This window comes from Streptomyces sp. NPDC046122, from assembly GCF_056429965.1.
On sequence record NZ_JBWKLQ010000001.1, the window covers coordinates 366,620 to 393,300 of the forward strand.

At 70.2% G+C, this 26,681-nt stretch carries 27 protein-coding genes; 11 read left to right on the forward strand and 16 right to left on the reverse strand.

Translation table 11 applies throughout. The features are described 5' to 3' along the window. Positions 1-10: 10 nt before the first annotated feature. The 5 genes from AC07FK_RS01540 (at position 11) to AC07FK_RS01560 (ending at position 5,126) form a co-directional block, all read left to right on the forward strand. Positions 11-949, forward strand: a complete 939-nt coding sequence (locus AC07FK_RS01540; RefSeq protein WP_138896371.1) for a coiled-coil domain-containing protein — start codon at positions 11-13, stop codon at positions 947-949. A 205-nt stretch (positions 950-1,154) separates the two neighbouring features. After that, a complete protein-coding gene (locus AC07FK_RS01545; protein WP_479101543.1) occupies positions 1,155-2,135 on the forward strand; it encodes an ABC transporter ATP-binding protein in 981 nt (326 codons plus the stop codon). A 3-nt stretch (positions 2,136-2,138) separates the two neighbouring features. After that, positions 2,139-2,909 carry an ABC transporter permease gene (locus AC07FK_RS01550; RefSeq protein ID WP_479101544.1) on the forward strand — a complete coding sequence of 257 codons (771 nt, stop codon included), beginning with the start codon at positions 2,139-2,141 and terminating at the stop codon, positions 2,907-2,909. Positions 2,910-3,045: 136 nt separating this feature from the next. Beyond that, entirely contained in the window at positions 3,046-4,272 is a 1,227-nt protein-coding gene (locus tag AC07FK_RS01555) for an ABC transporter ATP-binding protein (protein WP_479101546.1), read from the forward strand. Then, on the forward strand, positions 4,269-5,126 hold the full coding sequence (locus tag AC07FK_RS01560; RefSeq protein ID WP_479101547.1) for an ABC transporter permease: 858 nt from the start codon (positions 4,269-4,271) through the stop codon (positions 5,124-5,126). The genes AC07FK_RS01555 and AC07FK_RS01560 overlap by 4 nt, the downstream gene beginning before the upstream one ends. Before the next feature lie 21 nt (positions 5,127-5,147). On the opposite strand, the gene AC07FK_RS01565 is transcribed toward AC07FK_RS01560, so the two are convergent. Continuing rightward, complete coding sequence (locus tag AC07FK_RS01565) at positions 5,148-5,477, reverse strand: ATP/GTP-binding protein (RefSeq protein ID WP_479102531.1); 330 nt, start codon at positions 5,475-5,477, stop codon at positions 5,148-5,150. Between the two features lie 211 nt (positions 5,478-5,688). Between AC07FK_RS01565 and AC07FK_RS01570 the strand changes: the two genes are divergently transcribed. Further along, positions 5,689-6,735: an LLM class flavin-dependent oxidoreductase gene (locus AC07FK_RS01570; protein WP_479101548.1), complete on the forward strand. Its 1,047-nt coding sequence runs from the start codon at positions 5,689-5,691 to the stop codon at positions 6,733-6,735. A gap of 69 nt (positions 6,736-6,804) precedes the next feature. Here the strand turns inward: AC07FK_RS01570 and AC07FK_RS01575 are convergent, their stop codons facing one another. Beyond that, positions 6,805-7,197 carry an SCO5389 family protein gene (locus AC07FK_RS01575; RefSeq protein WP_138897598.1) on the reverse strand — a complete coding sequence of 131 codons (393 nt, stop codon included), beginning with the start codon at positions 7,195-7,197 and terminating at the stop codon, positions 6,805-6,807. Positions 7,198-7,407: 210 nt separating this feature from the next. On the opposite strand from AC07FK_RS01575, the gene nucS reads away from it, so the two are divergent. Further along, a complete protein-coding gene (gene nucS / locus AC07FK_RS01580) occupies positions 7,408-8,079 on the forward strand; it encodes an endonuclease NucS (protein ID WP_028813196.1) in 672 nt (223 codons plus the stop codon). A 90-nt stretch (positions 8,080-8,169) separates the two neighbouring features. On the opposite strand, the gene AC07FK_RS01585 is transcribed toward nucS, so the two are convergent. The 3 genes from AC07FK_RS01585 to AC07FK_RS01595 form a co-directional block, all read right to left on the reverse strand. Next, positions 8,170-10,857, reverse strand: a complete 2,688-nt coding sequence (locus AC07FK_RS01585) for an ATP-binding protein (protein WP_479101550.1) — start codon at positions 10,855-10,857, stop codon at positions 8,170-8,172. 240 nt (positions 10,858-11,097) lie between these two features. Further along, a complete protein-coding gene (locus tag AC07FK_RS01590; RefSeq protein WP_069926899.1) occupies positions 11,098-11,421 on the reverse strand; it encodes an STAS domain-containing protein in 324 nt (107 codons plus the stop codon). Between the two features lie 146 nt (positions 11,422-11,567). Continuing rightward, positions 11,568-12,416 (reverse strand): 3-hydroxyacyl-CoA dehydrogenase family protein, encoded by an 849-nt coding sequence (locus AC07FK_RS01595; protein WP_479101552.1) that lies wholly within the window; start codon positions 12,414-12,416, stop codon positions 11,568-11,570. 306 nt (positions 12,417-12,722) lie between these two features. Here AC07FK_RS01595 and AC07FK_RS01600 point away from each other — a divergent pair, with 306 nt between their 5' ends. Beyond that, complete coding sequence (locus AC07FK_RS01600) at positions 12,723-13,295, forward strand: cob(I)yrinic acid a,c-diamide adenosyltransferase (RefSeq protein WP_479101553.1); 573 nt, start codon at positions 12,723-12,725, stop codon at positions 13,293-13,295. Positions 13,296-13,376: 81 nt separating this feature from the next. On the opposite strand, the gene AC07FK_RS01605 is transcribed toward AC07FK_RS01600, so the two are convergent. Next, positions 13,377-13,934 carry a hypothetical protein gene (locus AC07FK_RS01605; RefSeq protein WP_479101555.1) on the reverse strand — a complete coding sequence of 186 codons (558 nt, stop codon included), beginning with the start codon at positions 13,932-13,934 and terminating at the stop codon, positions 13,377-13,379. Between the two features lie 156 nt (positions 13,935-14,090). Here AC07FK_RS01605 and AC07FK_RS01610 point away from each other — a divergent pair, with 156 nt between their 5' ends. The 3 genes from AC07FK_RS01610 to AC07FK_RS01620 all read left to right on the forward strand — a co-directional run bounded on the left by AC07FK_RS01610 (position 14,091) and on the right by AC07FK_RS01620 (position 17,970). Then, entirely contained in the window at positions 14,091-15,290 is a 1,200-nt protein-coding gene (locus AC07FK_RS01610; protein ID WP_479101556.1) for a sensor histidine kinase, read from the forward strand. Next, entirely contained in the window at positions 15,287-15,937 is a 651-nt protein-coding gene (locus AC07FK_RS01615) for a response regulator (protein WP_479101558.1), read from the forward strand. The genes AC07FK_RS01610 and AC07FK_RS01615 overlap by 4 nt, the downstream gene beginning before the upstream one ends. 182 nt (positions 15,938-16,119) lie before the next feature. Then, entirely contained in the window at positions 16,120-17,970 is a 1,851-nt protein-coding gene (locus tag AC07FK_RS01620) for a glycosyl hydrolase family 18 protein (RefSeq protein WP_479101559.1), read from the forward strand. Between the two features lie 77 nt (positions 17,971-18,047). Here the strand turns inward: AC07FK_RS01620 and AC07FK_RS01625 are convergent, their stop codons facing one another. The 10 genes from AC07FK_RS01625 to AC07FK_RS01670 all read right to left on the reverse strand — a co-directional run bounded on the left by AC07FK_RS01625 (position 18,048) and on the right by AC07FK_RS01670 (position 26,437). After that, positions 18,048-18,494, reverse strand: a complete 447-nt coding sequence (locus AC07FK_RS01625; RefSeq protein WP_479101561.1) for a DUF2550 domain-containing protein — start codon at positions 18,492-18,494, stop codon at positions 18,048-18,050. Positions 18,495-18,631: 137 nt separating this feature from the next. After that, positions 18,632-19,006, reverse strand: a complete 375-nt coding sequence (locus AC07FK_RS01630; RefSeq protein ID WP_069926908.1) for a F0F1 ATP synthase subunit epsilon — start codon at positions 19,004-19,006, stop codon at positions 18,632-18,634. 138 nt (positions 19,007-19,144) lie between these two features. Continuing rightward, on the reverse strand, positions 19,145-20,587 hold the full coding sequence (gene atpD, locus AC07FK_RS01635) for a F0F1 ATP synthase subunit beta (protein WP_452804829.1): 1,443 nt from the start codon (positions 20,585-20,587) through the stop codon (positions 19,145-19,147). Further along, positions 20,587-21,504 (reverse strand): F0F1 ATP synthase subunit gamma, encoded by a 918-nt coding sequence (locus AC07FK_RS01640; RefSeq protein WP_479101563.1) that lies wholly within the window; start codon positions 21,502-21,504, stop codon positions 20,587-20,589. Before AC07FK_RS01640 ends, atpD begins: the two co-directional genes overlap by 1 nt. Positions 21,505-21,524: 20 nt before the next feature. After that, positions 21,525-23,120, reverse strand: coding sequence for a F0F1 ATP synthase subunit alpha (gene atpA / locus AC07FK_RS01645; RefSeq protein WP_355723376.1), 1,596 nt, complete (start codon positions 23,118-23,120; stop codon positions 21,525-21,527). A gap of 128 nt (positions 23,121-23,248) precedes the next feature. After that, positions 23,249-24,064, reverse strand: a complete 816-nt coding sequence (locus AC07FK_RS01650) for a F0F1 ATP synthase subunit delta (protein ID WP_479101564.1) — start codon at positions 24,062-24,064, stop codon at positions 23,249-23,251. Continuing rightward, positions 24,061-24,603, reverse strand: coding sequence for a F0F1 ATP synthase subunit B (locus AC07FK_RS01655; RefSeq protein WP_479101565.1), 543 nt, complete (start codon positions 24,601-24,603; stop codon positions 24,061-24,063). Before AC07FK_RS01655 ends, AC07FK_RS01650 begins: the two co-directional genes overlap by 4 nt. Before the next feature lie 39 nt (positions 24,604-24,642). Beyond that, positions 24,643-24,879 (reverse strand): ATP synthase F0 subunit C, encoded by a 237-nt coding sequence (gene atpE / locus AC07FK_RS01660; protein WP_344492866.1) that lies wholly within the window; start codon positions 24,877-24,879, stop codon positions 24,643-24,645. A gap of 76 nt (positions 24,880-24,955) precedes the next feature. After that, the gene (gene atpB, locus AC07FK_RS01665) at positions 24,956-25,774 is read right to left on the reverse strand and encodes a F0F1 ATP synthase subunit A (RefSeq protein WP_344492868.1); all 819 of its coding nucleotides are present in this window, start codon (positions 25,772-25,774) and stop codon (positions 24,956-24,958) included. A 225-nt stretch (positions 25,775-25,999) separates the two neighbouring features. After that, positions 26,000-26,437 (reverse strand): hypothetical protein, encoded by a 438-nt coding sequence (locus tag AC07FK_RS01670; RefSeq protein ID WP_479101568.1) that lies wholly within the window; start codon positions 26,435-26,437, stop codon positions 26,000-26,002. Between the last annotated feature and the right edge of the window lie 244 nt (positions 26,438-26,681).

Sequence of the window (26,681 nt, forward strand, 5' to 3'; positions counted from 1 at the left end):
CAGGAACCCCATGAGCGACACTTCCTCCCCCTTCGGCTTCGAGCTCGTGCGGCGTGGTTACGACCGCGGTCAGGTGGACGACCGCATTACCAAACTCGTCGCCGACCGTGACAGTGCTCTGGCCCGAATCACTGCTCTGGAAAAGCGCATCGAGGAACTCCACCTCGAGACGCAGAACGCCCAGGCCCAGGTGAGCGACGCGGAGCCGTCGTACGCCGGGCTCGGTGCGCGCGTCGAGAAGATCCTCCGCCTCGCCGAGGAGGAGGCGAAGGACCTGCGTGAGGAGGCCCGCCGCGCCGCCGAGCAGCACCGCGAGCTCGCCGAGTCGGCGGCCCAGCAGGTGCGCAACGACGCGGAGTCGTTCGCCGCGGAGCGCAAGGCGAAGGCCGAGGACGAGGGCGTTCGCATCGTCGAGAAGGCCAAGGGTGACGCCTCCACGCTGCGCAGCGAGGCGCAGAAGGACGCGCAGCAGAAGCGTGAGGAAGCGGACGCCCTCTTCGAGGAGACCCGCGCCAAGGCCGCCCAGGCCGCCGCGGACTTCGAGACGAACCTGGCCAAGCGCCGCGAGCAGTCGGAGCGCGACCTGGCATCGCGTCAGGCCAAGGCCGAGAAGCGTCTGGCCGAGATCGAGCACCGCGCCGAGCAGCTGCGCCTGGAGGCCGAGAAGCTGCGTACGGACGCGGAGCGCCGTGCCCGTCAGACGGTGGAGACCGCTCAGCGCCAGGCCGAGGACATCGTCGCCGACGCCAACGCCAAGGCCGACCGGATCCGCAGCGAATCCGAGCGCGAGCTGGCGGCACTCACCAACCGCCGCGACTCGATCAACGCGCAGCTCACCAACGTCCGCGAGATGCTGGCCACGCTGACCGGTGCGGCCGTCGCCGCCGCCGGCGCCCCGGCCGACGACGAGCCGATCACCCGCGGCGTCCCGGCCCAGCAGACCCGCTAGTCGCCGGGCCCGCGGTCCCCCGGTCCGTCCGGCCCGAAGCGGAAGCAGTCAGGCCGTAAAGCCCCCCGTCATTCCGGTGGCGGGGGGCTTCTCGCGCCCTTAGCGTGGCCGGCATGCGGTGCTTTCCCGAGGGGCGCCCGCCGGCCCCCCAGCCGGACAGACAGGCCGGCCGCCTGCCCGAGGTGCCTCCGCGAGGTGAGTCTGAGTGATCGAACTGACGGGGCTGACGAAGCGTTACGGCGAGAAGGTGGCCGTCGACCGGCTGACGTTCACCGTGCGGCCGGGCATCGTGACCGGCTTCCTGGGGCCGAACGGGGCGGGCAAGTCGACGACCATGCGGATGATGCTGGGCCTGGACAACCCGACGGCCGGCGACGTCCGCATCGACGGCAAGCACTACGCCGACCTCAAGGATCCCCTGAAGTACATCGGCGCGCTCCTCGACGCCAAGGCGATGCACGGCGGCCGCAGCGCGTACAACCACCTGCTGTGTCTGGCCCAGAGCAACGGCATCCCGCGGAGCCGGGTCTCCGAGGTGCTGGAGACGGTGGGTCTGACGACGGTCGCCAAGAAGCGGGCGAAGGGCTTCTCGCTCGGCATGGGGCAGCGCCTCGGCATCGCGGGCGCACTGCTGGGCGACCCGGAGATCCTGATGTTCGACGAGCCGGTGAACGGCCTCGACCCCGAGGGCATCCACTGGATCCGGAATCTGATGAAGGCCCTGGCCGCCCAGGGCCGTACGGTCTTCGTCTCCTCCCACCTGATGAGCGAAATGGCGCTCACCGCGGACCACTTGGTCGTCATCGGCCAGGGTCGGCTGCTCGCCGACACCTCGATGGCCGACTTCATCCGGGAGAACTCGCGCAGTTACGTACGCCTGCGCACCCCGCAACCGGAACGACTGCGCGACGTCGTGCACGAGGCCGGGATCACTGCGGTCACGGCCGCCAACGGGTCGCTGGAGGTGGACGGGGTGACCTCCGAGCAGCTCGGTGAACTCGCCGCACGGCATCAGCTCGTGCTGCACGAGCTGAGCCCCCAGCAGGCCTCGCTGGAGGAGGCGTTCATGCGGCTGACCGCCGAGTCCGTCGAGTACCACGCGCACTCCGACGGCGACCGGCCCGTGCCTCCCGGGGCCGGCTGGGGCGCCGGCATGCAGGAGCAGATGAACGAGAGGGGGGCTTGAGCCATGGCTGCCACACAGGTGATCAAGTCGGAATGGACGAAGATCAAATCCGTTCAGTCCACCATTTGGACACTCGGCCTTGCCGCAATCGTCACCATCGGCCTCGGCGTACTCATCAGTATTCTTTCGAAGAACGAATTCGAGAAGATGAGCGCGGAGGACAAGCTCGCCTTCGATCCGACGTTCGTGAGTTTCGCGGGCACCAGTCTTGGGCAGCTAGCAATGATCGTTTTCGGTGTGCTCGTCGTGTCGAACGAATACAGCACGGGAATGATCCGCATGTCGCTCGCGGCGGTGCCGCAGCGCGGCACCTTCCTCTTCAGCAAGATCACCGTCGCCACGGCCCTCGCCCTGGCCGTCGGCATGATCACGAGTTTCGCCGCCTTCTTCCTCGGCCAGGCGATGCTCGGCGACCTGAGGGCGGACATCGGCGACCCGGGCGTGCTGCGCGCGGTGATCGGCGGCGGCCTCTACATGACCCTGATCGCGCTGTTCTCGATGGGCGTCGCCTCGATGCTGCGCAGCCAGGTGCTCGCGCTCGGCGTCCTGATGCCGTTCTTCTTCCTGCTCGCGCCGATCCTGGGCAACGTCTCCGCGACCAAGAAGGTCGGCCAGTACCTTCCCGACCAGGCGGGCAGCAAGATCATGCAGGTGGTCGCGCCGGTCGACGACAGCGCGCCGTACGGTCCGTGGGGCGGGCTGCTGATCATGGCCGTGTGGGTGACCGCGGCCGTGGTGGGCGGATTCGTCCTGCTGAAGAAGCGCGACGCCTAGCGCGGGCGGCGGACACGGCGGGTCGTCCCGGCTTGGCGGGAACCGTCAGCCGCTGGATATCCTCCTAACCCTTACGGGGGTTCGACCACGCGGTCACGGCCCCGACGACCCGACCTGTCGATGGGGCTGGCACACAATGATCGAGGCAGTCGGCCTGACGAAGCGCTACGGCGCCAAGACGGCCGTGTACAACCTTTCCTTCCAGGTTCGCCCGGGCACGGTGACGGGCTTCCTCGGCCCCAACGGCTCCGGCAAGTCCACGACGATGCGCATGATCCTCGGGCTGGACGAGCCGACCTCCGGCCACGTCACCATCGGCGGCCACCCCTTCCGCAAGCTCGCCAACGCCCCCCGGCAGGTCGGCGCCCTGCTCGACGCCAAGGCCGTGCACGGCGGGCGCAGCGCGCGCAGCCACCTCATGTCGCTGGCGCAGCTCTCCGGCATCCCGGCGCAGCGGGTCGACGAGGTGCTGGGCGTCGTCGGCCTCCAGGACGTCGCCAGGCGGCGCTCCAAGGGCTTCTCGCTGGGCATGGGGCAGCGCCTGGGCATCGCGGCCGCGCTGCTCGGCGACCCGCAGGTGCTGCTCTTCGACGAGCCGATCAACGGTCTCGACCCCGAGGGCATCCACTGGGTCCGCAACCTCATGAAGACGCTGGCCGCCGAGGGCCGTACGGTCTTCGTCTCCAGCCACCTCATGAGCGAGATGGCGGTCACGGCCGACCACTTGATCGTGATCGGGCGCGGGCAGCTGCTCGCCGACATGAGCGTCAAGGACTTCATCTCCGCCAACTCCGCGGACTTCGCCCGGGTCCGTACGCCGCAGACCGATCCGCAGCAGCGCGAGAAGCTGTCGTCGGTGCTGACCGAGTCCGGCGGGCACGTGATGACCGAGCCGGACGGGGCGATGCGCGTCACCGGGCTGCCGCTGCCGCGCATCAGCGACCTCGCGCACGAGGCCGACGTACGGCTGTGGGAGCTGTCCCCGCACCAGGCCTCGCTGGAGGAGGCGTACATGCGGATGACGCAGGGCGCGGTGGACTACCGCTCGACGGCGGACCAGCTGGCGGGCTTCCAGCAGCCGCAGCAGCCCGGCGGTTACGCCGAGCCCGCCGGCCCGCAGCAGGGCTGGTACGCCCCGCCGCCGCCCCAGCAGGGCGGGCAGCCTCCCTTCGCGGGCGCCCCGCTGCCGGGCGGCCCCGCGCCGGCTCCCGGCTACGCCGCCCCGGGCCAGGCCCCCGCGCCGGGCCACAACCCGTACGCGGCGCCGGCGGCCGCGCCGGCGGCGCCTCCCGTGCCCGCGGCCGCGCCCGCCGCGCCCGACCTGACCAAGAGCGACAGCGACAGCCCCGAGGACGCCCGATGACGACCCCGTACCAGCAGCAGGCCGCTCACCAGGCCCCCCAGCCGTACGCGCCCCAGGGCGTGGCGTCGTACGTCTCCCCCATCCCGGTACGCAGGGCGACGCTCGGGGACGCGCTCGCCTCCGAGTGGACGAAGATCCGCTCGGTGCGCTCCACGATGTGGACGCTCGGCGTGATGATCGTCCTCGTACTCGGCATCGGGCTGCTCTCGGCGGTGGCCGTCAGCTCGTCCGGCGCCGACGTCGGCGACATGCCGGTCCTGAGCCTCGGTTTCTTCGGCGTGCTGCTCGGGGCGATCCCGGTGATCACGCTCGGCGTCATGACCGTCGCCTCGGAGTACGGCACGGGCATGATCCGCACGACCCTCACGGCGTGCCCCAGCCGCTCCCGTGTGCTGACCGCCAAGGCGATCGTCTTCTTCGTCGTGGCCTTCGTCATCACGCTGGTGACCACCGCCCTCGTCGGAGCCCTCCAGACCGCGATGCTCGACGGCGTCACCCCGACCGGCGAGGACTGGGTGCGGGCGACGCTGGGCGTCAGCCTCTACGTCGCGACGCTCGGCCTGCTGTCGCTCGCCATCGGCTCGCTCATCCGGCACTCGGCGGGCGCGATCACCATCATGATCGGCGTGGTGCTGCTGCCGCTGGTGCTGGCGATGTTCATGTTCTCCGAGTCGCTGGCCGACCTCCAGCAGGCGCTCTTCGAGTACTCGATCCCCAACCAGCTCGGCGTCTTCTACGACGCCTCGGTCACCGACTCGGGCCCGTCGGGATGGGACCCGCTGTGGATCCTGCTGGGCGTGACGGCCGCGGCGCTCGGCGGCGCGTTCCTCGCCCTGGAGAAGCGCGACGTGTGACCGCCGGCCGGCGCGCGCCGGTCAGTGGCGCGGGGCGTTCCGGGACCGCTGCACCTTCGTGGTGCGGCGGTCTCTCGCGTTCCAGCAGGCCTTGTGCCAGTGCCTGCGGTCGTCGACGCCGCCGTACTCGGGCCAGGCCACCAGGTGCGCGACCCCGGACGGGATCTCCTGGTCGCAGCCCGGGCAGCGGTACCGCTTGCCGGCCGCGCTCGCGCCGGCGACGTGGCGCACCGACCACTCCTCGCCCTGCCACGACTCGGTGCTCTGGAGGCCGAACCTGTCTCCGACCGCGCCGGTCGGAGGCTCGGCGGGGTTCTCGCCGCCCTTGGGGCGGTTGCGACGCGGGGACACCTGAAACCTCACGGGTCGAACGGCACGGGCCCCACCCAGCCTAGGGCCATCCGGCGGGGGTACACGTACCGCATCGCGTGCGGGCAGCCGCTCGTTGGGCGCGGCTTACCGGAAAATCGCAACAACTTCGCGCGCGCCCGTGCCTTTGGCACGTGTCAGACGTTGTTGCCAGTGAGGGGGAGCCGCGTCGGCCGCAAGGAGGCAATAGGCGATGCGTGTCGGAACGTTTGTACTGGCGGCCCAATTCCCGGGCCAGGGCCAGGGGGAGGCACTGCACCGGGCGGTGCGGTCGGCCGAGGTCGCCGAGGAGGCCGGGCTGGACTCGGTGTGGCTCGCGGAGCACCACTTCGTACCCTACGGCGTGTGTCCTTCGGCGGTGACGCTCGCCGCGCTGCTGCTCGGGCGCACCCGTCGCATCCGGGTGGGCACGGCGGTCAGCGTCCTGCCGACCGCGCACCCGGTCACCCTGGGCGAGCAGGCCGCGCTGCTGCACCTCACCTCCGGCGGGCGGTTCACGCTCGGCGTGGGGCGGGGCGGTCCCTGGGTGGACCTGGAGGTCTTCGGGCAGGGTCTCGCCGCGTACGAGCACGGTTTCCCCGAGTCGCTCGATCTGCTGCTGCGGTGGCTGCGCGAACCGCGCGTCGAGGCGCGGGGCGAGCGGTTCGACTTCCGCGAGGTCGCCGTCGTACCGAGGCCGGACGAGCTGCTGCGCGCGGCGTCGGACGACGGAGACCCGGGCGGCCCGGAGGTCGTGGTCGCCTGTACCTCCCCGAAAAGTGTGCGGCTGGCCGCCGAGCGCGGCCTGCCGATGCTGCTCGGCATGCACTGCGGCGACGAGGACAAGGCCGAGATGGTCGCGCTGTGGCGCAGGCTCGCGCTCGCCGCCGGACATGAGCCGGAAACGGTCGCCGCGGCGGGCCACGTCTCGGCCGGCGTGGCTCAGATCGCGGACAGCGCGGCCGACGCCACCGAGACGCTGACGAAGGCGATGCCCGGCTGGCTCAAGCAGGGACTCGACGCCCACGTCACGGTCGACGGACGGCACCGCGCGATGCGGGACCCCGTCGCCTACACGGAAATGCTGTGCGCGCTGCACCCGGTGGGCCCGCCACGGCTGGCCGCCGAACGGCTGGCGGCCACCGCGGAACGGACCGGGATCACGCGTTTCGCGCTGCTCGTCGAAGGGTCGGGCGACCTCGCGGCCACCGAGGAGAACGTACGGTCACTGGGGTCCGAAGTGCTGCCCCTGCTGTCGTGACCGGGCGGCCGGCCGTCGTCGCTCCGCATCGGCGCACCTCGCGCGATGCGGAGCGACGACGGCATTGCCTCAGCAGTCCCGCAGCGTGGGCGACTGGTTGAGCAGCTGACCCCGGATCGACGTGAAGCGGCTGAGCCGCTCGTCCGAAGAGGAGTCCACCGGGAACACCGCTACGCGGTGGCAGTTCTGGAATGCGAGACGTACGCCGAAGTGCCGCTGGAGCGCACCGCGAATCGCGTCACTCGCGAGTGCGCGCAGCAGCTGACCACGTGCCTGCTCGTCCGGCGGAGGCGTCTGGTTGTCGGCGAACTCGCCACCGTCGACCTTCAGCTGAGCCACCAGAGAGCTGATCATCTCCCATGCGTAAGGCAGGGAGGTCCGGACGCAGTCGACGAAGGCGGCTTCGTCGACATCGCCTCGCTCGGCCTGTTCCAACAGTGCCGGTGAGACGTCGAGCGACATGGGTTCTCCTCTCGCGACCCCGGGGCCGGGGTCTTACGGGCAGGGAAGACGGACGACGACGCAGAGTGCACGTACGACGACCTCCTGCATCCAAGTTAAGCGTGCGGTCCTGGCCGCACCAGGAGATTGGGAACACAACCAGCCAACAACGAAGGGGTGCTTACTGGGCGAATCGCGTAGAGGGATCGTCGTCGAGTAGCGTTGCGCCTCATGCGTCTCGTCATTGCCCGCTGCTCCGTGGACTACGCGGGCCGGCTCACTGCCCATCTGCCCTCCGCTCCCCGTCTGATCCTGGTGAAGGCGGACGGCAGCGTCTCGATCCACGCCGACGACCGGGCGTACAAACCGCTCAACTGGATGTCGCCGCCGTGCACCCTGAAGGAAGGCACGGGCGACGACGCCGGCACGTGGACGGTGATCAACAAGGCGGGCGAGAAATTGATCATCACCATGGAGGAAGTCCTCCACGACTCGTCCCACGAGCTGGGCGTCGACCCCGGGCTCATCAAGGACGGCGTGGAAGCGCACCTCCAGGAGCTGCTCGCCGACCGCATCGACACGCTGGGCGAGGGCTACTCCCTGATCCGCCGTGAATACCCCACCGCCATCGGGCCGGTGGACATCCTCTGCCGCGACGCGGACGGGGCGACGGTCGCGGTGGAGCTGAAGCGGCGCGGTGACATCGACGGCGTCGAGCAGCTCACCCGCTACCTGGAGCTGCTCAACCGCGACCCCCACCTCGCGCCGGTGAAGGGCATCTTCGCGGCCCAGGAGATCAAGCCGCAGGCGCGCGTACTGGCGACGGACCGCGGGATCGGCTGCGTGGTCCTGGACTACAACGCGATGCGGGGCATCGAGGACGACAAGCTGCGGCTGTTCTGAGGCCGGGGGCCGGCGTGGGCCGCTGAGCGGGACGGGGCGGGTGCGGGGAGGTTTCCCGCACCCGCCCCGTCCGTTCGCGGGTGCGCCGGACTACGCGGCCGGGGCGCTGTCGCTGGGACTGCCGCTGGTGGTCGTGGTGGTGCCGCCGTCCGCCGTGCCGCCTTCGGTGGTCCCGCCCGCCGCGCCGCCCGTGGTGTCACCGGTGGCGCCGCCGTCCGTGGTCCCGCCGTCGGCCGTGCCCCCGTCCGTCGTACCGCCGTCCGTCGTGCCACCGTCGGTGGTGCCGCCGTCGGTCGTGCCGCCGTCCGTCGTGCCGCCGTTGGTGGGAGCGCCGGTGGTGGGACCTCCGGAGGTCGGGCCGCCCGAGGTCGGGCCGCCCGTGGTGGGACCGCCGGACGTCGGGCCGCCCGAGGTCGGACCGCTCGTCGTCGGGCCGGCCGTCGTCGGGTCGTCGGAGGCCGGCGGCTTGCTGCCCGGCGACGACTCGTCATCGCTCGGCCTGCCGCTCTTCGACGGTTCGCCGGACGCCTTGCCGTCACCGCTCTCGTCAGGCTGGGGCTGTCCCGAGGTGCTGGGGCCGGTGGGACGGCCGGGGTCGCCCGGGCGCTTGGTGGAGTCCTGTGCCGGCTCGTCGGCCGTGAACCCGTTCTCCGCGTCGTCCTCGTTCGCCGACTGTTCGGACGTGACCCTGTTCCGGGGCTCCTCGCCCTCCGAGGTCGCTCCGAGCGTCACCACGGTGCCCAGTACGGCGACGAGCAGCGCGCCCGCGCCCGCCGCGACCATGTTGCGCCGGGCGCCGCTGAGCACGGCGAGACGGCCACCACCGGCTTGGGGAGACTGGTGCGAGACCAGCGTGCTGTCGTCCAGGACCCGTGCTGGGCCGCCGGGCAGCGACAGGGGCGCCACCGCCGCCGGCACGCCGCCCGGCGGCGACGCCGACTCCTCGTACCCCGCAGCCGGCACCTCCTCCCCCGCGGGCGTGCGACCGCCGGGGACGAGCCCGGACACCGCCGGGCGGGAGCGGTCCGCGACCAGCGCCAGCGCTCGGCGGCCGGCGACCGTGCCGCTCTTGTCCGCCACCGCGCCGCGCATCGCGACGGACGCCTCCAGTTCCGCCCGGGCCCGGTCCAGATTGCCCGTGCAGAGCGCGAGGACGCCCAACTCGTGGTGGAAGTACGCCTCTTCGGCGACCTCTCCGGCGATGCGGGCGGCTTCGAGACCGGTCCGCAGCGCCCGCTCCCAAGCGCCCCAGCACAGGCCGGCCGCGAATGCGGGAGCCGCCGTACGGGCCAGCAGAACGGCCGCGCTCGGGTGCCCCGCCTCGGAGCCCGGCACCAGCGCGCCCATGGCCGCGAGGATCGCGTCGGCCTCCGAGGCCGCCCGCTCCGGGGTGACCGAGGGGTGCCCGGCCCACCAGGCGTAGTGCTGGGCGGCGGTGTGCGCGCGCTCCGTGAGGTCGTCCGTGTATCCGGCCGCCTCCAGCTGTACGGCCACGCCCGCCGCCAGCCGGAACCGCGCCCCGAACGGCGAGAGCAGGCCGCAGCTCATCAGCTCGCCCACGGCGGCGTCCGCGTGGGTGTCGCCCACGAGCGCCGGCAGGTGCGCCTGGTACGGAACCTCGCCGCCGAGCGCGAGGGCGAAGCGCAGCGTGGCGCGGGCGGACTCGCTCAGCCGGGACGCCAGCAGGGCGGCCGGCATCGCTCCCTCGGCGAGCGAGGGCAGGGGTACGTCGTGGCCGTCCTCCGCGTCGACCGGCGCGTCGACGGGCTGCTCGCCGAAGTGTCCGTACTCGTCGAAGGCGGTGGGGTCGGCGCGCAGCCGGTCGCGCTGGCGCAGCAGGGCGCCCGCCTGCGCGAAGCGCAGCGGCAGCCCCTCCGACTCGAACCAGAGGTCACCGGCCCAGTTGGCCTCGTCGTCGGTGAGCGGCCGGTCCACGGCGCGCTCCAGGAGCTCCAGGGTGGCGCTGCGGCCGAGTCCGCCGAGGAACACCTCCTCGACGTGCGCCTCGGGCGAGGGAGCGGCCACGTCCGGCGTTGCGGCGAACAGGAAGGCGCACTCGGGGGTGGCCTCCAGGAGCTCGTCCAGCGCCGTCCCGCCGAATTCCAGGTCGTCGACGACGACGACGGCCCCGATCTCGTGGACCAGAACGAGCAGGCCCGCCCGGTCCGGGCGCTGCAGCGGCGCGCTGTAGACGGCGGCGAACAGGTCGTGGAGCAGCTCGTCGGCCGTGCGGTGGGCTCCGCAGAGCCGTACGACTCCGTCGGGCGCGAGGTCGGCGCACTCGGCCGCGACGGCGTCGAGGAGGGCCGTGCGGCCCGAGCCGGACGGGCCGGTCAGCCGCACCGAGCGACCGCGCGCGAGCAGCCGTACGAGCCGCTCGCGTTCCTCCTGGCGCTCCAGGAGCGGCAGGTCAGGCGCGGCGGGTCCCGGTGGGACGGGCGGCCTCGCGGCGCGCTCCAGCTCGGCGCGGTCGTCGGCGCTGTGCCGGACCGGCCGGGCGGGGCGCTCGCCGGGCGGGCAGACCTCGATCTCGCTGCCGTCGACGGGGTTGACGGTGAGCAGGAAGTCGCCCGCCACGACCTGGACGGTACGGGCGGGCGCGGACGAGCCCGGTCCGCCCGTCCGGCCTGCGCCGGCCGGGCCGTTCGCCGGGGCGGCCGGCGGGGCGTCCTGGGGTGCCGGGCGCTGCCCGTCCCCGGTGCCGCTGTCGCTGTCGCTGTCGCCGAACAGGTCGTCGTCGTGGCCGTACTCTTCGGGTCCCCGGTTCATCGGGTCCATGGTCAAAGCCCCCCAGATGCGTCGCGTGCCGATGCCCCTCCCGGCCTTTCACACGCTCGCTGTCGCTTCTGGTCCGGTGCCCGCCGTACTCGGGTTCGTCAATCGGCAGGCGAGCCGAACCCTAGACCTTCGCACAGTATCGGGGAACACGAGGGGTGCCGCCCCGCCCGGGACGTCACAGTCTCGTGAGGATTGTGCCCGCCGTACGGATCGCGCCGCTTCGCGCCGGCGCCGTGCCGCTCAGACCCGCGGCAGCGACTCGGCGGCGAGGCCGCCCTCGATGGCGAGGATGCGGTGCAGCCTGGTCGCCACCAGCAGGCGCTGCATCTGGGCGGGTACGCCGCGCAGCACGAGCCGGCGGCCCGCCCGCCCGGCCCGCCGGTGGGCGCCCATGATCACGCCCAGCCCGGTGGCGTCCCAGGAATCCAGCTCGGTCAGGTCCAGCACCAGATCACCGACGCCGTCGTCGACGGCCGAGTGCAGGACCGTACGGGCGTCCGCCGCGCTGCGGACGTCGAGGCGGCCCCCGACGACCAGCTCGACGTGGTCGCCCCTGATGTGCATATCGCTCCCCGAGAGTGCGTCGGATCTCCGTGTCGTGTTTCTTTCCTTGCACCCAACTGACTGCCGTACGGGCAAGGAAGTTGCCGTCCGTAAGCGAACCGATACCGAATTCACCCCTGGGAGTGACCCCAGGGGCTGACAGGGCATCAGTGCTTGTAGAAGCCCTGCCCGCTCTTGCGGCCGATGTCACCGGCATCAACCATCCGGCGCATCAGCTCCGGCGGGGCGAACTTCTCGTCCTGCGACTCCGTGTAGATGTTGCTGGTCGCGTGCAGCAGGATGTCGACGCCGGTCAGGTCCGCGGTGGCGAGGGGGCCCATGGCGTGGCCGAAGCCCAGCTTGCAGGCGATGTCGATGTCCTCGGCCGAGGCGACGCCCGACTCGTACAGCTTGGCGGCCTCGACCACGAGGGCCGAGATGAGGCGGGTGGTGACGAAGCCGGCCACGTCGCGGTTGACGACGATGCAGGTCTTGCCGACGGACTCGGCGAACTCCCGCGTGGTCGCCAGCGTTTCGTCGCTGGTCTTGTAGCCCCGTACGAGTTCACAGAGCTGCATCATCGGCACGGGCGAGAAGAAGTGCGCGCCGACGACCCGCTCCGGACGCTCCGTCACGGCCGCGATCTTGGTGATCGGGATGGCGGAGGTGTTGGAGGCGAGGACGGCGTCCTCGCGCACGATCTTGTCGAGCGCGCGGAAGATCTCGTGCTTGACCTCGAGCTTCTCGAAGACGGCCTCGACGACGATGTCGGCGTCGGCGACCGCGTCGAGGTCGGTGGTCGTGGTGATGCGGCCGAGCGCCGCCTCCGCGTCCGCGGCGTCGAGCTTGCCCTTGGACACGAACTTGTCGTACGAGGCCTTGATGCCGTCACGGCCGCGGGTCAGCGCGGCGTCGGTGACGTCGCGCAGGACGACGTCCCAGCCCGCCTGCGCCGAGACCTGCGCGATACCGGACCCCATGAGTCCGGCTCCGATGACGGCGAGCTTCCTGGCCACGACACACCCCTTGATTCTTTTGGCCTCTACGCCTGTTCGCTTCAGGCTCTCCGGCGGAGATTAGCGTCCGTGAGGGGCCGAGTGGCGGCGAAGAGATGCGCGTCACGTCTCAGATGACGGACATCACACCGGGACGCCTCATTCGGCGGACCGGACCGCGTAGTTGAGCGCCGCGCCGCTCAGCAGTCCCCCCGTCCCGCCGCGGAGGACGGGAGCCTCCCCGGAACCTCGGCAGGGGTCCCGGTTCCGCCGTGACGGTGGGCACACGCGTCTTCCGCGGGGCGGACGCGTAACTAGGCTGGTCGCATGGTCAACCTGACGCGCATCTATACCCGTACCGGCGACAAGGGCACCACCGCCCTGGGCGACATGAGCCGCACCGCCAAGACCGACCTGCGGATCGCGGCGTACGCCGACGCCAATGAGGCCAACGCCGTCATCGGGACGGCCGTGGCCCTGGGCCGGCTCGACGAGGCCGTGGTGAAGGTCCTCGTCCGGGTCCAGAACGACCTCTTCGACGTGGGGGCGGACCTGTCGACCCCGGTGGTCGCGGACCCCGAGTACCCGCCGCTTCGCGTCGAGCAGTCGTACATCGACAAGCTGGAGGCGGACTGCGACCGTTTCCTGGAGGAGCTGGAGAAGCTGCGCAGCTTCATCCTGCCGGGGGGCACGCCGGGGGCCGCGCTGCTGCACCAGGCGTGCACGGTCGTGCGGCGGGCCGAGCGGTCCACCTGGGCGGCGTTCGAGGTCCACGGCGAGGTGATGAACCCGCTGACGGCGACGTACCTCAACCGCCTGTCCGACCTCCTGTTCATTCTGGCCAGGGTGGCCAACAAGGAGGTCGGAGACGTGCTGTGGGTGCCGGGCGGCGAACGCTAGCGTGCCGGGTCCCGGCCCTTCGGGGTACGGGGTCCCGGGCGGCGGGGCGGGCAGGGGAGCGCGCGGCGGCCCGCGCCGCGCCTACCCCACCCGCTCCCGCTCCCCCGCCGGCTCCCGCTTCGGGAAGAGCGTGTACGACGCCGCGATGACCGCGTTGACGCCGATCACGAACAGCATCTTCTGCTGCCACGCCCGCAGCGATCCGATCTCCCCGTCCCCGCCGACGTACCAGATCGCCGCCTGGAGCAGCCCGATCGCGACCGCGGCCGCCAGCGTCCACAGCCCGGCGGTCTTCCACTCGTGCACCGCGCGGGCCGTCCCGTACTTCGGCGGCCGCACCGGAGGCGGACCGCCGGCGAAGCGGTGGGCGAACCTGGCGTCGACCCACTTGATGGTGCGGTGGCCGAGCCCGACCGTGAAGCCGATGTAGACGGCGGCGAGCCCGTGCTTCCAGTCCGGCTCCGCGCCGTTCTTCAGGTCGACCGCCGTGACGACCAGCAGCAGGACCTCCAGCAGCGGCTCCATGAGCAGCACGGCCGCTCCGGCGCGCGGCATCCTCGCCAGGTAGCGCAGGGCCAGGCCCCCGGCCAGCAGCACCCAGAAGCCGATTTCACAGATGATGATCAACATGACGATCACGGTGTTCACTCCCCTCCCGTTACGTCCCCCACCCTCCCGTCCCCGAGGCCCCGAATCGTCGTCGCCGGTGACGAACCCGCACTGCATCCTTCGATGTAGCCCCCTCTCACCCCGGACGCGGAGGGCGAGCCGGTCCGCACCGTGTTGGATGGTGACGTGAGCCGCTTCCCCCGTCCGCACCGCGACGGCATCCTCCTCGCGGTGATCGGCCTGCTCGGCGGAGTCCTGCTGTGGGGCCTCGGGCTGCACACCTCCGCCGTCCGCGACCTGATGCCGCCCTGGGTGACGCTCGTACCGCTCGCGGTGATGGCCTCCCTGGAGCTGCTGCGCAGGTCGTGCCCGCGCACGGCCCTGCTAGCCGGCACGGTCGCCCTGCTCGCGAACGAGCTCACCGACGGCAATCTGGCGACCATCCTCATGTACACGGACCTGACGTATGCCGCCGTGGCGTACGGAACGCCGGGAGCCGCCCGCCGGATCCCCGTCATCACGGGCCTGGTCACCGTGGCCGTCACGATCGCCGCCCTGGCCTGGCTCCGCCGCCCGGAGGCGCTGCTCATCGGCGTCGTCACCGGCCTGGTCTCCTTCGCGCCCGCGCTCACCGGCGCCAGCCTGCGCAACCACCGCGAGGCGGCCGAGGCAGCCCGGCTGCGCGCCGAGCAGACCAGGCTGCTGGCGGAGATCGACCGCAGTCAGGCCGTCGCGGCCGAGCGCTCCCGGATGGCGCGCGAGCTGCACGACATGGTCGCCAACAACCTCTCGGCCATCGCGATCCACTCCACCGCCGCGCTGTCCATCGGGGAGCCGAAGGCGTCGACGGAGGCGCTCACCGTCATCCGGGAGAACAGCGTCCAGGGCCTGTCCGAGATGCGCCGGCTCATCGGTCTGCTCCGCGACACCGGCGCCGACCAGGAGCCGGCCGTCGCCCCGTCGCTCGACGGGCTCGACGCCCTCGTCGCCCGGGTCCGTACGGTCGGCGCCGACAGCGGGCTCGACTTCGTCCTCGACGACAGCCGCGCACCGGGCGGCCGGCTCCCGCCGCCGGTCGAGATGGCCGCGTACCGGATCGTCCAGGAGTCCCTCACCAACGCGCTCAAGCACGCCTCCCCCGGCCCGGTCACCGTGACGCTCGCGCACACCGACCACACGCTGACGGTGGGGGTCACCAGCCCGTACGGCGACCGGCCCGGCCCCCGCGCGCCCGGTTCCGGCGCCGGCCTGGTGGGCATGCGGGAGCGGGTCACGCTGCTCGACGGGTCGCTGGAGGCCGGGCCGGTCACGGGGGCGGACGGCACGAAGACCTGGCAGGTGCGGGCGTTACTGCCCGCCGAGGACGATACGGAGCTGTCCGGATGACGATTCGCGTGCTGGTCGCGGAGGACCAGTCGGCCGTACGGGCGGGCCTGGTGCTCATCCTCAACAGCGCGGCGGACATCGAGGTCGTCGGGGAGGCCGCGGACGGCGAGGCGGCCGTCGCCATGGCGCGCGAGCTGCGCCCGGACCTGGTGCTGATGGACGTGCAGATGCCCCGCCTCGACGGGGTCTCGGCGACCCGGCAGGTGGTGGCGGAGCGGCTCGCCGACGTCCTGATGCTGACGACCTTCGACCTCGACGCGTACGTCTTCGGGGCGCTGCGCGCGGGGGCCGCGGGCTTCCTGCTGAAGAACACGGAGGCGAAGGACCTGATCGAGGCGGTACGCACGGTCGCGCGCGGCGAAGGTCTGATCGCCCCCGCCGTGACCCGGCGGCTGATCGCGGAGTTCGCCTCGCCCGCGCACGTACGATCCGCGAACGGGCCCGCCCCCGAGGCCTTGGATTCGCTCACCCGGCGCGAGCGCGAGGTGCTGTCGTGCCTCGGCCAGGGGCTGTCGAACGCGGAGATCGCCCGGACTCTGACCATGGCGGAGGCCACGGTGAAGACCCATGTGAGCCGCCTGCTGGGGAAGCTGGAGCTGCGCAGCCGGGTACAAGCCGCCGTACTCGCTCAGGAGTTGGGCATCTGACCGAGGGGTGTCCCCCGGGTGACCCCCGCCGGGCCAACTCTGGTCCAGACCTCTTGACGATTGGTCCAGACCTTCCTACGCTCGCCGCACCGCAGTGGTGAGCGTGTCATGTCAAAAGGTGCTCGCCCAGCGGCGCAGGTCCCATCCCCGTTCCCCGCCGGACCTCTCTCTCGGGAGCACCCTTGAGTACACACGCCCCCCTACGCACCCGCTTCAGAAACAGAGCGGCGGCCGGCCTCACCGCGCTGGTCGTCCCCCTCGCCGCCATGGTCGGCCTCGCCTCCCCCGCGCAGGCCGCCACGTCGGCGACCGCCTCGTACACCAAGGTCTCCGACTGGGGCACCGGCTTCGAGGGCAAGTGGACGGTGAAGAACACCGGCACCACCACCCTCAGCACCTGGACCGTGGAGTGGGACTTCCCCTCCGGCACATCCGTCACCTCCGCCTGGGACGCCGACGTCACCAACTCGGGCACCCACTGGACCGCCAAGAACAAGTCCTGGGCGGGCAACCTGGCCCCCGGCGCCAGCGTGTCCTTCGGCTTCAACGGCACCGGCACCGGCTCGCAGGGCGGGTGCAAGCTCAACGGCGGCTCCTGCGACGGCGGTTCGGTGCCCGGCGACACCCCGCCGACCGCCCCCGGCACCCCTTCCGCCAGCAGTATCACCGACACGTCGGTGAAGCTGTCGTGGACCGCGGCCACCGACGACAAGGGCGTCAAGAACTACGACGTGCTGCGCGACGGCGCCAAGGTCGCGACGGTCACCACCCCGTCGTACTCGGACACCGGACTGAGCGCGGGCACGGACTACTCGTACTCGGTGCAGGCCCGTGACACCGCCGACCAGACGGGCCCGGTCAGCGGCGCCCGCGCGGTCAGGACAACCGGCGGCGGCACCGACCCGGGCCCCGGCCCCGGCGACCAGGTCAAGCTCGGCTACTTCACCGAGTGGGGCATCTACGGACGCAACTACCACGTGAAGAACCTGGACACCTCGGGTTCCGCGGCGAAGATCACGCACATCAACTACTCGTTCGGCAACGTCCAGGGTGGCAAGTGCACCATGGGCGACAGCTTCGCGGCGACAGACAAGGCGTACACCGCCGACCAGAGCGTCGACGGCAAGGCCGACACCTGGGACCAGCCGCTGCGCGGCAACTTCAACCAGCTGCGCAAGCTCAAGGCGAAGTACCCGCACATCAAGGTGCTGTGGTCGTTCGGCGGCTGGACCTGGTCCGGCGGCTTCACCGAGGCGGTCAAGAACCCGGCGGCCTTCGCCGACTCCTGTTACAAGCTGGTGGAGGACCCGCGCTGGGCCGACGTCTTCGACGGCATCGACCTGGACTGGGAGTACCCGAACGCCTGCGGTCTGTCCTGCGACACCAGCGGCCCGGCCGCGTTCAAGAACATGATGCAGGCGATGCGCGGCAAGTTCGGCACGAACAACCTGGTCACTGCCGCCATCACCGCGGACGCCTCGGCCGGCGGCAAGATCGACGCCACCGACTACGCCGGCGCGGCCGCGTACTCCGACTGGTACAACGTGATGACGTACGACTTCTTCGGCGCCTGGGCGGCCAAGGGCCCGACGGCCCCGCACTCCCCGCTGACCTCGTACGCCGGTATCCCGCAGGCGGGCTTCAACTCGGCCGAGGCCATCGCGAAGCTCAAGGCCCAGGGCGTCCCCGCGAAGAAGCTGCTGCTCGGCATCGGCTTCTACGGGCGCGGCTGGACCGGCGTCACGCAGAAGGAGCCGGGCGGCACCGCGACCGGCGCCGCCGCCGGTACGTACGAGTCGGGCATCGAGGACTACAAGGTCCTCAAGACCAAGTGCCCGGCGAACGGCACCGTCGCCGGCACGGCCTACGCCCACTGCGGCACCGACTGGTGGAGCTACGACACCCCCGCCACCATCGGTACGAAGATGACCTGGGCGAAGGGCCAGGGCCTGGGCGGCGCCTTCTTCTGGGAGTTCAGCGGCGACACCGCCAACGGCGAGCTGGTGACCGCGATCAACAACGGTCTGAAGTAGTAAAGATCTGCAGCATAAAGGCTTGAAATAATCGGGGGGACGGGCTGCGGCCCGTCCCCCCGATCGTCGTCCGGCGTCTACGCCACGTTGACGCGCTGACCCGGAGGCGCGGCCTCCAGCCAGGCGAGGAAGCCGGTGAGTGCGTCCTCGCTCATCGCCAGCTCCAGCCGCGTGCCGCGGTGCGCGCACACCAGGATGCAGGCGTCGGACAGCAGCGCCAGCTCCTCCTCGCCCTCGGGGACGCGGCGCGAGAGCACCTCGATCGCCGAGCGCTCCAGGACGCGGCGGGGGCGGGGGGCGTACGAGAAGACGCGGAACCAGTCGACGCGGTCGCCGCTGTAGCGGGCGACGCCGTACACCCATCCCTTCCCGGAGCGGTCGGGCTCCTCGGGCAGGTTCCAGCGCAGGCTGCAGTCGAAGGTGCCGCCGGAGCGCTGGATCAGCCGCCGGCGCAGTCCGAAGACGAACAGTCCCACCAGTACCAGCGCGACTACCGAGCCGCTCACGAGCAGAGCGAGGAACATCTCCACCGACCTCCTCGCATCATCCAGTGCCAGTACCAGTACAGAACACAACTACCCGATGTATCGCTTCAGCCGCGACCCGCCCTGGAGAGTCCAGTACGGGCCGCGGCTGAGGTCAAAACTCGTTGTCGCGGAACTCAGTGTCCCGCAACCGCGCTCAGTCGGACGGCGGCGCGGCGCTCGGCGGCGGCATCGGCCTCCGCCTTCGCCCGCTCCAGCGCCCGCTCGGCGCGCGCGGGGTCGATCTCGTCGGCCAGCTCGGCGATCTCCGCGAGCAGAGAAAGCTTGTTGTCGGCGAACGAGATGAACCCTCCGTGCACCGCGGCGACGACGGTGCCGCCGTCGCTCGTACGGATGGTCACCGGGCCCGACTCCAGCACGCCAAGGAGGGGCTGGTGACCGGGCATGACGCCGATGTCGCCGGACGTGGTGCGCGCGACGACCAGGGTGGCCTCGCCGGACCAGACGTTACGGTCCGCCGCGACCAGCTCGACGTGCAGCTCAGCAGCCAAGGTGGCTCCTCGGGTCACCACCCGGCGGTTGTGCCGGGTGTTGGGTCAATTCTAGGGGGCGTACGGAGAGGGGCGGGACGTACCCACCCCTCTCCCACGAGTCGCGTGGGTCACTTCGACCCACGCGGCTCACTGCGTTCAGGAGACGCCGAGCTCCTTGGCCTTGGCCTTGAGGTCGTCAATGCCACCGCACATGAAGAACGCCTGCTCGGGGAAGTGGTCGTAGTCGCCGTCGCAGATCGCGTTGAACGCGGCGATCGACTCGTCGAGCGGAACGTCCGAACCGTCCAGGCCGGTGAACTGCTTGGCGGCGTGGGTGTTCTGCGACAGGAAGCGCTCGACGCGACGGGCACGGTGGACAACGAGCTTGTCCTCCTCGCCCAGCTCGTCGATACCGAGGATCGCGATGATGTCCTGGAGGTCCTTGTACTTCTGCAGGATTCCCTTGACGCGGCTGGCCGCGTCGTAGTGGTCCTGCGTGATGTAGCGCGGGTCCAGGATGCGGGACGTCGAGTCCAGCGGGTCGACCGCCGGGTAGATGCCCTTCTCCGAGATCGGACGCGACAGAACGGTCGTCGCGTCCAGGTGGGCGAAGGTGGTCGCCGGCGCCGGGTCGGTCAGGTCGTCCGCGGGGACGTAGATCGCCTGCATCGAGGTGATCGAGTGACCACGCGTCGAGGTGATGCGCTCCTGGAGCACACCCATCTCGTCGGCCAGGGTCGGCTGGTAACCCACCGCGGACGGCATGCGGCCGAGCAGCGTGGAGACCTCGGAACCGGCCTGCGTGAAGCGGAAGATGTTGTCGATGAAGAGCAGCACGTCCTGCTTCTGCACATCGCGGAAGTACTCCGCCATGGTCAGGGCGGACAGGGCGACGCGCAGACGCGTGCCCGGCGGCTCGTCCATCTGGCCGAAGACCAGCGCGGTCTTGTCCAGAACACCGGAGTCGGTCATCTCGTCGATGAGGTCGTTGCCCTCACGCGTGCGCTCACCGACACCGGCGAACACCGACACACCCTCGTGCAGCTTCGCCACACGCATGATCATTTCCTGGATGAGGACCGTCTTGCCGACGCCCGCACCACCGAACAGACCGATCTTTCCACCCTTGACGTACGGGGTGAGAAGGTCGACGACCTTCAGGCCGGTCTCGAACATCTCGGTCTTGGACTCGAGCTGGTCGAAGGCCGGGGCCTTGCGGTGGATCGGCCAGCGCTCGGTGATCTGAGCCTCGGCCTCCGGGTCGTTCAGGATCTGACCCAGGGTGTTGAACACCTTGCCCTTGGTGATGTCACCGACCGGGACGGTGATGCCCGCGCCCGTGTCGGTCACCGGGGCCTGGCGGACCAGGCCGTCGGTGGGCTGCATCGAGATCGCGCGGACGAGGCCCTCACCCAGGTGCTGGGCGACCTCGAGGGTCAGCAGCTTGCGCGCGCCCTCCTCGGCCGGGTCGTCGACGGAGACGTGCAGTGCGTTGTAGATCTCCGGCATCGCGTCGACGGGGAACTCCACGTCGACGACCGGGCCGATGACCCGGGCGACGCGGCCCGTGGCGGCGGCCGTCTCAACAGTGGTCGTCATTACTTGTCACTCCCCGCGGTCGCGTCGGCCAGAGCGCTGGCGCCACCGACGATCTCGCTGATTTCCTGGGTGATTTCGGCCTGGCGGGCCGCGTTGGCAAGCCGGGAGAGGCTCTTGATGAGATCCCCGGCGTTGTCGGTCGCCGACTTCATCGCACGACGGCGGGCGGCGTGCTCGGAAGCGGCGGCCTGCAGCAGTGCGTTGTAGATACGGCTCTCGACGTAGCGCGGCAGAAGGGCGTCGAGGACGTCCTCAGCCGACGGCTCGAAGTCGAACAGCGGAAGGATCTCGCCCTTCTTGCCGTCCTCTTCTGCAGCCTTGTCGAGCGAGAGCGGCAGCATCCGGTTGTCCACCGGGTTCTGCGTCATCATCGACACGAATTCCGTGAAGACGATGTGCAGCTCGTCCACACCGCCCTCGGCCGTCTCCGTCTGGATGGCCTCGATCAGCGGTGCGGCGACCATCTTGGCGTCCGCGTAGGTCGGGCTGTCGGTGAAGCCGGTCCACGACTCCGCGACCTTGCGCTCGCGGAAACCGTAGTAGGCGACACCCTTGCGGCCGACGATGTACGTGTCGACCTCCTTGCCCTCATCGCTGAGGCGCTCCCGGAGCCGCTCCGCCGCCTTGATGGCGTTGGAGGAGTAGCCGCCGGCCAGACCGCGGTCGCTCGTGACGAGCAGCACCGCGGCGCGGGTCGGCGCCTCGACCTCGGTGGTCAGGGCGTGCTGGGTGGTGGAGCCGGTGGCCACCGCGGTCACCGCACGGGTGAGCTCGGTCGCGTACGGCATCGACGCCGCCACCCTGCGCTGCGCCTTGACGATGCGCGAGGCGGCGATCATCTCCATCGCCTTGGTGATCTTCTTGGTCGCGGTGACGGCTTGGATGCGACGCTTGTAGACCCGGAGCTGCGCTCCCATGAGTCAGGTCCCTTCCGTCGTCACTTGGAGACGTTGACGGCCGGCGCGTCCTCGCCCAGGAGCTGTCCGTCCGAGGTCTCGAACTGACGCTTGAAGGCCGCGATGGCATCGGCGACGGACTGCAGCGTGTCGTCCGACATCTTGCCGCCCTCGCGGATCGAGGTGAGGAGCTCCTTGCGCTCGCGGCGCAGGTACTCCAGCAGCTCGGCCTCGAAGCGGCGGATGTCCTCGACCGGTACGTCGTCCATCTTGCCGGTGGTGCCGGCCCAGACGGAGACGACCTGCTCCTCGACCGGGAACGGCGCGTACTGCGGCTGCTTCAGCAGCTCGACCATGCGCTTGCCGCGCTCCAGTGACGCCTTGGAGGCCGCGTCCAGGTCGGAACCGAAGGCGGCGAACGCCTCCAGCTCGCGGTACTGGGCGAGGTCCACGCGCAGTCGGCCGGAAACCTGCTTCATGGCCTTGTGCTGGGCGGAGCCACCGACGCGGGAGACCGAGATACCGACGTTCAGCGCCGGGCGCTGGCCCGCGTTGAACAGGTCGGACTCCAGGAAGCACTGGCCGTCGGTGATGGAGATGACGTTGGTCGGAATGAACGCCGACACGTCGTTCGCGCGGGTCTCGACGATCGGAAGACCGGTCATCGAACCGGCGCCCATGTCGTCCGAGAGCTTCGCGCAGCGCTCGAGCAGACGCGAGTGCAGGTAGAAGACGTCGCCCGGGTAGGCCTCGCGGCCCGGCGGACGGCGCAGCAGCAGCGAAACGGAGCGGTAGGCGTCGGCCTGCTTCGACAGGTCGTCGAAGATGATCAGGACGTGCTTGCCGGCGTACATCCAGTGCTGGCCGATGGCCGAACCGGTGTACGGGGCGAGGTACTTGAAGCCGGCCGGGTCGGAAGCCGGGGCGGCGACGATCGTCGTGTACTCGAGCGCGCCCGCCTCCTCCAGCGCACCGCGTACGGACGCGATGGTGGAGCCCTTCTGGCCGATGGCGACGTAGATGCAGCGCACCTGCTTGTTCACGTCGCCCGAGCGCCAGTTGTCGCGCTGGTTGATGATCGTGTCGACGGCCAGAGCGGTCTTGCCGGTCTGACGGTCGCCAATGATCAGCTGACGCTGGCCACGGCCGATCGGCACCATCGCGTCGACGGCCTTGTAGCCGGTCTGCATCGGCTCGTGGACCGACTTGCGGACCATGACGCCGGGGGCCTGCAGCTCGAGGGCGCGACGGCTTTCGGTCGCGATCTCGCCGAGACCGTCGATCGGGTTGCCGAGCGGGTCGACGACGCGGCCGAGGTAACCCTCGCCGACGCCGACGGAGAGCACCTCACCGGTGCGCTGCACCGGCTGGCCCTCCTCGATACCGCTGAACTCGCCGAGGACGATCGCACCGATCTCCCGCTCCTCAAGGTTGAGGGCGAGGCCGAGGGTGCCGTCCTCGAACTTCAGCAGCTCGTTCGCCATGGCCGAGGGAAGTCCCTCGACCTTCGCGATGCCGTCGCCGGCAACGCTTACCGTTCCGACCTCCTCGCGCGAGGCCGCGTCCGGCTGGTACGACTGGACAAAGTTCTCCAGCGCGTCCCGGATCTCCTCCGGCCGGATCGTGAGCTCCGCCATCTGGGTTCCCTGCTCTCCTTGTTGGGCCCGAAGTTCTTGGGGGTCTGGGGGCCGTCCCCCAGGAATCTTCTGCAATCTCTGCACGGCCCAACCGGGCCGCTAGTGATACGTGTTCAGTTGGTGGCTGGTCAGCCGGCCATGCGACGGGACGCCTCTTCGAGACGGTCCGCGATGGTGCCGTTGATGACCTCGTCACCGATCTGTACCTGGATCCCGCCGAGGACCTCGGGGTCCACTTCGAGGTTCAGGTGCATCTGGCGTCCGTACAGCTTCGCCAGTGCGGCGCCGAGGCGCTGCTTCTGCTGATCGGTGAGCGGCACCGCCGTGGTGACGACGGCGACCATGCGGTCGCGGCGCGCCGCGGCGAGCTTGGACAGGGACTCGAGTCCCGCTTCCAGGCTACGTCCACGCGGCTGTGCCACGAGACGCACCACAAGACGCTCGGTGACCGGCTGGGCCTTGCCGCCGAGCAGGCTGCGCAGCAGCTCGCTCTTGGCGGACACCGACGCCGACCGGTCGGTCAGCGCGGCGCGCAGCCCGGTGTCGGACGCGACGATCCGGCCGAACCGGAACACCTCGTCCTCCACGTCGTCGAGCACGCCTGCCTGCTGCGCCGCGGTGAGGTCGGCGGTGTCCGCCAGCTCCTCGATCGCGTCGACCAGGTCACGCGACCGCGACCAGCGGGTGCGGACCATGCCGGAGACCAGGTCGGCGGCTTCGCCACCCACCTGACCGCTCAGCAGTCGCGCGGCCAGCAGGGCCTTCGCCTCGCCGGCCTGCGCCGGGTCGGTCAGGACCCGACGCAGCGACACCTCGCGGTCGAGCAGCGCGGTGACGGCGGCCAGCTCACCGGCGAGCTTCGCCGCGTCGACCGACGTGTTGTCGGTCAGCGCGTCGAGACGCTCACGTGCGGCGGCCAGTGCCTCGCGGCTCGCTCCGTTCATCGGGCGGCCTCGGCCTTCTCCTCGAGCTCGCTGAGGAAACGGTCGATGGTGCGGCTCTGCCGGGCGTGGTCCTCGAGGGACTCGCCGACGAGCTTGCCGGCCAGGTCGGTGGCGAGCTTGCCCACGTCCTGACGCAGCGACTGTGCGGCCTGCTTGCGGTCCGCCTCGATCTGGGCGTGGCCGGCGGCGATGATCTCGTCGCGCTGGCGCTGACCCTCTGCGCGAAGTTCTTCCTTCAGCACAGTGCCCTGTTCCAGCGCCTCCTGGCGCAGGCGGGCGGCCTCGTGGCGGGCCTCGGCGAGCTGAGCCTTGTACTGCTCAAGCACGCTCTGGGCCTCGGTCTGAGCTGCATCGGCCTTCTCGATGCCACCCTCGATCGCCTCGCGACGCTCGTCCAGGACCTTGTTGATGGCCGGGAGGAGCTTCTTGGCGAGGAAGAAGAAGACGACGGCGAAGGCGATCAGCCCGACGACGAACTCTGGACCGGGCGGAATGAGGGGGTTCTGCTCCTCAGTCGCCGCCAATACCAGCGCGTTCACATCAGTGCCTTTCGTCGAATAGATCTACGGGGGTGAAAATCACGGACCGTAGACGAACGGCATGACGATGCCGATCAGGGCGAGCGCCTCACAGAAGGCGAAGCCGAGGATCTGGTTGGCGCGGATCAGGCCGGCAGCCTCGGGCTGGCGGGCCAGGGCCTGGGTGCCGTTACCGAAGATGATGCCGACGCCGACGCCGGGGCCGATGGCGGCGAGGCCGTAACCGATGGAGCCGAGGGAGCCGGTGACGGCAGCAAGGGTCTCAGTGGCAGCCATGCTGATTCTTCCTTCTCTGTACGGACCGGTGGGGGTTGGCCACCGGACGATGGGGGTTGTACTGGGCAGGCGCTGGTCAGTGGTGCTTGGCGAGCGCGCCCTGGATGTAGGTGCAGGCCAGGAGCACGAAGACGTACGCCTGCACAAGCTGCACGAAGAGCTCGAAGACGATCATGACCATGGTCATGACGAACGAGACGCCTGCGGCCGGGATCATCCAGCTGTTCAGCAGGTACCAGCTGGCGACGGTGAACATCACGAGCAGGAGGTGACCGGCGAACATGTTCGCGAACAGTCGGACCATGTGCGTGAACGGCCGGACGAGCACGTTGGAGAAGAACTCGATGACCATGACGAGCGGCAGCACCGGGCCGAGCGACTTGTCGTAGCCGGTGACGTTCTTGAGGGCCCCGACGAAACCGTGCGTGCGGAACGTCAGCGACATCCAGAGCACGTAGACGATGAGCGCCAGGGCGGCCGGGAAGGCGATGACCGAGCTCACCGGGAACTGCATGAGCGGGATGACCGACCAGATGTTCATGATCCAGATGAAGAAGAACAGCGACACCATCAGTGGCACGTACTTCTCACCGTCCCTCTTGCCGAGGGTCTCGTAGACGATGCCGCGGCGTACGAAGTCGTAGCCCGCCTCGCCGATCATCTGAAGCTTGCCCGGCACGAGCTTGGGCTTGCTGAACGCCGCCCAGAAGAAGCCGACGACCAGGACGGTCGAAATCAGCGCCAGAAGCATCGGCTTGTTGAACTCGTAGCCACCGACGGTGAACATCGGCTTGAAGAGAAAGGAGTGCAGGCCCGGGGCCGGGAATCCACAGCCGTTGTCGGCGAGGATGCGGCAGCTCCAATCGAAGGCGAGCGTCGTCTTTTCAGCACTCACCGCGGGCTCCTTCAGCGTGGCGCATAGGTACGGCAACCTCGTTGTGTCGGCGCGGCAAGCAGCCGCGGTTCGGCACTGGACTGGTGTATCGGATGTGGGGGCGGCTGTCGGGCATCGAGCCTCGCGATGGAACAGGCGTCAGCTCGGATGCCCGCGCCCGCAGTGCCGCAGTTGGCACCGGACGATAGCAGGATCTCGAACGCGCCTTTATACCGGCCCTACCCTTCACGACGAAGACCCCGGGTTCTTCGGCTTCTGCGCCTCGGAGGATTCCGGCTCGACGTAAAGAATCTTGGCCTTCATGTGCGCACGCGCCTGAGCGGCGATCCACACAAGGGTCGTCGCGACCAATGTGATGGCGAACGCCTTGGGATTGAACAGAGTGGTGTCCTTGAACAGCGCCACGAAGATGAACAGCAGCAGCAGCTGGGCGGTGTAGAGCATCAGCCCCATCGCCTGGAAAAGCTGCGGCAGCGACTTCGCGGTCCGCTGGAGTACGACGAGTCCCACCCCCATGAAGAGGATTACGACCAGCGTCGCGACAACGGCTCCGAGCGCTCCCTCGCCGCCCGCGACCACAGCGCTGACGACGGCGGCGATCGCGCCGGCGGCAGCGGTGGGCACAGCGGTCTGGAGGAGACTCCGGACGTCGTTGGACGGCATGGCGGCAGCTCCGCTAGGTGGTGGGGGCAAAAGGTGTCGTCATGGACGAGCGTAAGCCGGGACCGAGGTACCACCTCACGCCGGAAGAGCCGTCGCACTACGGCCCTCCGGCTCTGTCGCCGGGTCTCGTGAACGGTATCACAAACTATTTGATGAGGTCTTTACCAAGCGGTGTGCCCACTGTCACACATGAGAGTGACGGTGCCCGTCTGTGCGCGACAGCCCAGAGGTTTGTCTGGTATTG

Excerpts from the sequence above, each read along its gene's own strand:
- AC07FK_RS01670 (WP_479101568.1), bottom strand. The coding sequence starts at position 26,437 with ATGCCGTCCAACGACGTCCGGAGTCTCCTCCAGACCGCTGTGCCCACC.
- atpD (WP_452804829.1), bottom strand. The coding sequence starts at position 20,587 with ATGACGACCACTGTTGAGACGGCCGCCGCCACGGGCCGCGTCGCCCGG.
- AC07FK_RS01550 (WP_479101544.1), top strand. The coding sequence starts at position 2,139 with ATGGCTGCCACACAGGTGATCAAGTCGGAATGGACGAAGATCAAATCC.
- AC07FK_RS01585 (WP_479101550.1), bottom strand. The coding sequence starts at position 10,857 with ATGGACCCGATGAACCGGGGACCCGAAGAGTACGGCCACGACGACGAC.
- AC07FK_RS01600 (WP_479101553.1), top strand. The coding sequence starts at position 12,723 with ATGGTCAACCTGACGCGCATCTATACCCGTACCGGCGACAAGGGCACC.
- AC07FK_RS01650 (WP_479101564.1), bottom strand. The coding sequence starts at position 24,064 with ATGAACGGAGCGAGCCGCGAGGCACTGGCCGCCGCACGTGAGCGTCTC.
- AC07FK_RS01575 (WP_138897598.1), bottom strand. The coding sequence starts at position 7,197 with ATGTCGCTCGACGTCTCACCGGCACTGTTGGAACAGGCCGAGCGAGGC.
- atpE (WP_344492866.1), bottom strand. The coding sequence starts at position 24,879 with ATGGCTGCCACTGAGACCCTTGCTGCCGTCACCGGCTCCCTCGGCTCC.
- nucS (WP_028813196.1), top strand. The coding sequence starts at position 7,408 with ATGCGTCTCGTCATTGCCCGCTGCTCCGTGGACTACGCGGGCCGGCTC.
- AC07FK_RS01555 (WP_479101546.1), top strand. The coding sequence starts at position 3,046 with ATGATCGAGGCAGTCGGCCTGACGAAGCGCTACGGCGCCAAGACGGCC.
- AC07FK_RS01625 (WP_479101561.1), bottom strand. The coding sequence starts at position 18,494 with ATGTTCCTCGCTCTGCTCGTGAGCGGCTCGGTAGTCGCGCTGGTACTG.
- AC07FK_RS01560 (WP_479101547.1), top strand. The coding sequence starts at position 4,269 with ATGACGACCCCGTACCAGCAGCAGGCCGCTCACCAGGCCCCCCAGCCG.
- AC07FK_RS01570 (WP_479101548.1), top strand. The coding sequence starts at position 5,689 with ATGCGTGTCGGAACGTTTGTACTGGCGGCCCAATTCCCGGGCCAGGGC.
- atpA (WP_355723376.1), bottom strand. The coding sequence starts at position 23,120 with ATGGCGGAGCTCACGATCCGGCCGGAGGAGATCCGGGACGCGCTGGAG.
- AC07FK_RS01615 (WP_479101558.1), top strand. The coding sequence starts at position 15,287 with ATGACGATTCGCGTGCTGGTCGCGGAGGACCAGTCGGCCGTACGGGCG.
- AC07FK_RS01640 (WP_479101563.1), bottom strand. The coding sequence starts at position 21,504 with ATGGGAGCGCAGCTCCGGGTCTACAAGCGTCGCATCCAAGCCGTCACC.
- AC07FK_RS01540 (WP_138896371.1), top strand. The coding sequence starts at position 11 with ATGAGCGACACTTCCTCCCCCTTCGGCTTCGAGCTCGTGCGGCGTGGT.
- AC07FK_RS01590 (WP_069926899.1), bottom strand. The coding sequence starts at position 11,421 with ATGCACATCAGGGGCGACCACGTCGAGCTGGTCGTCGGGGGCCGCCTC.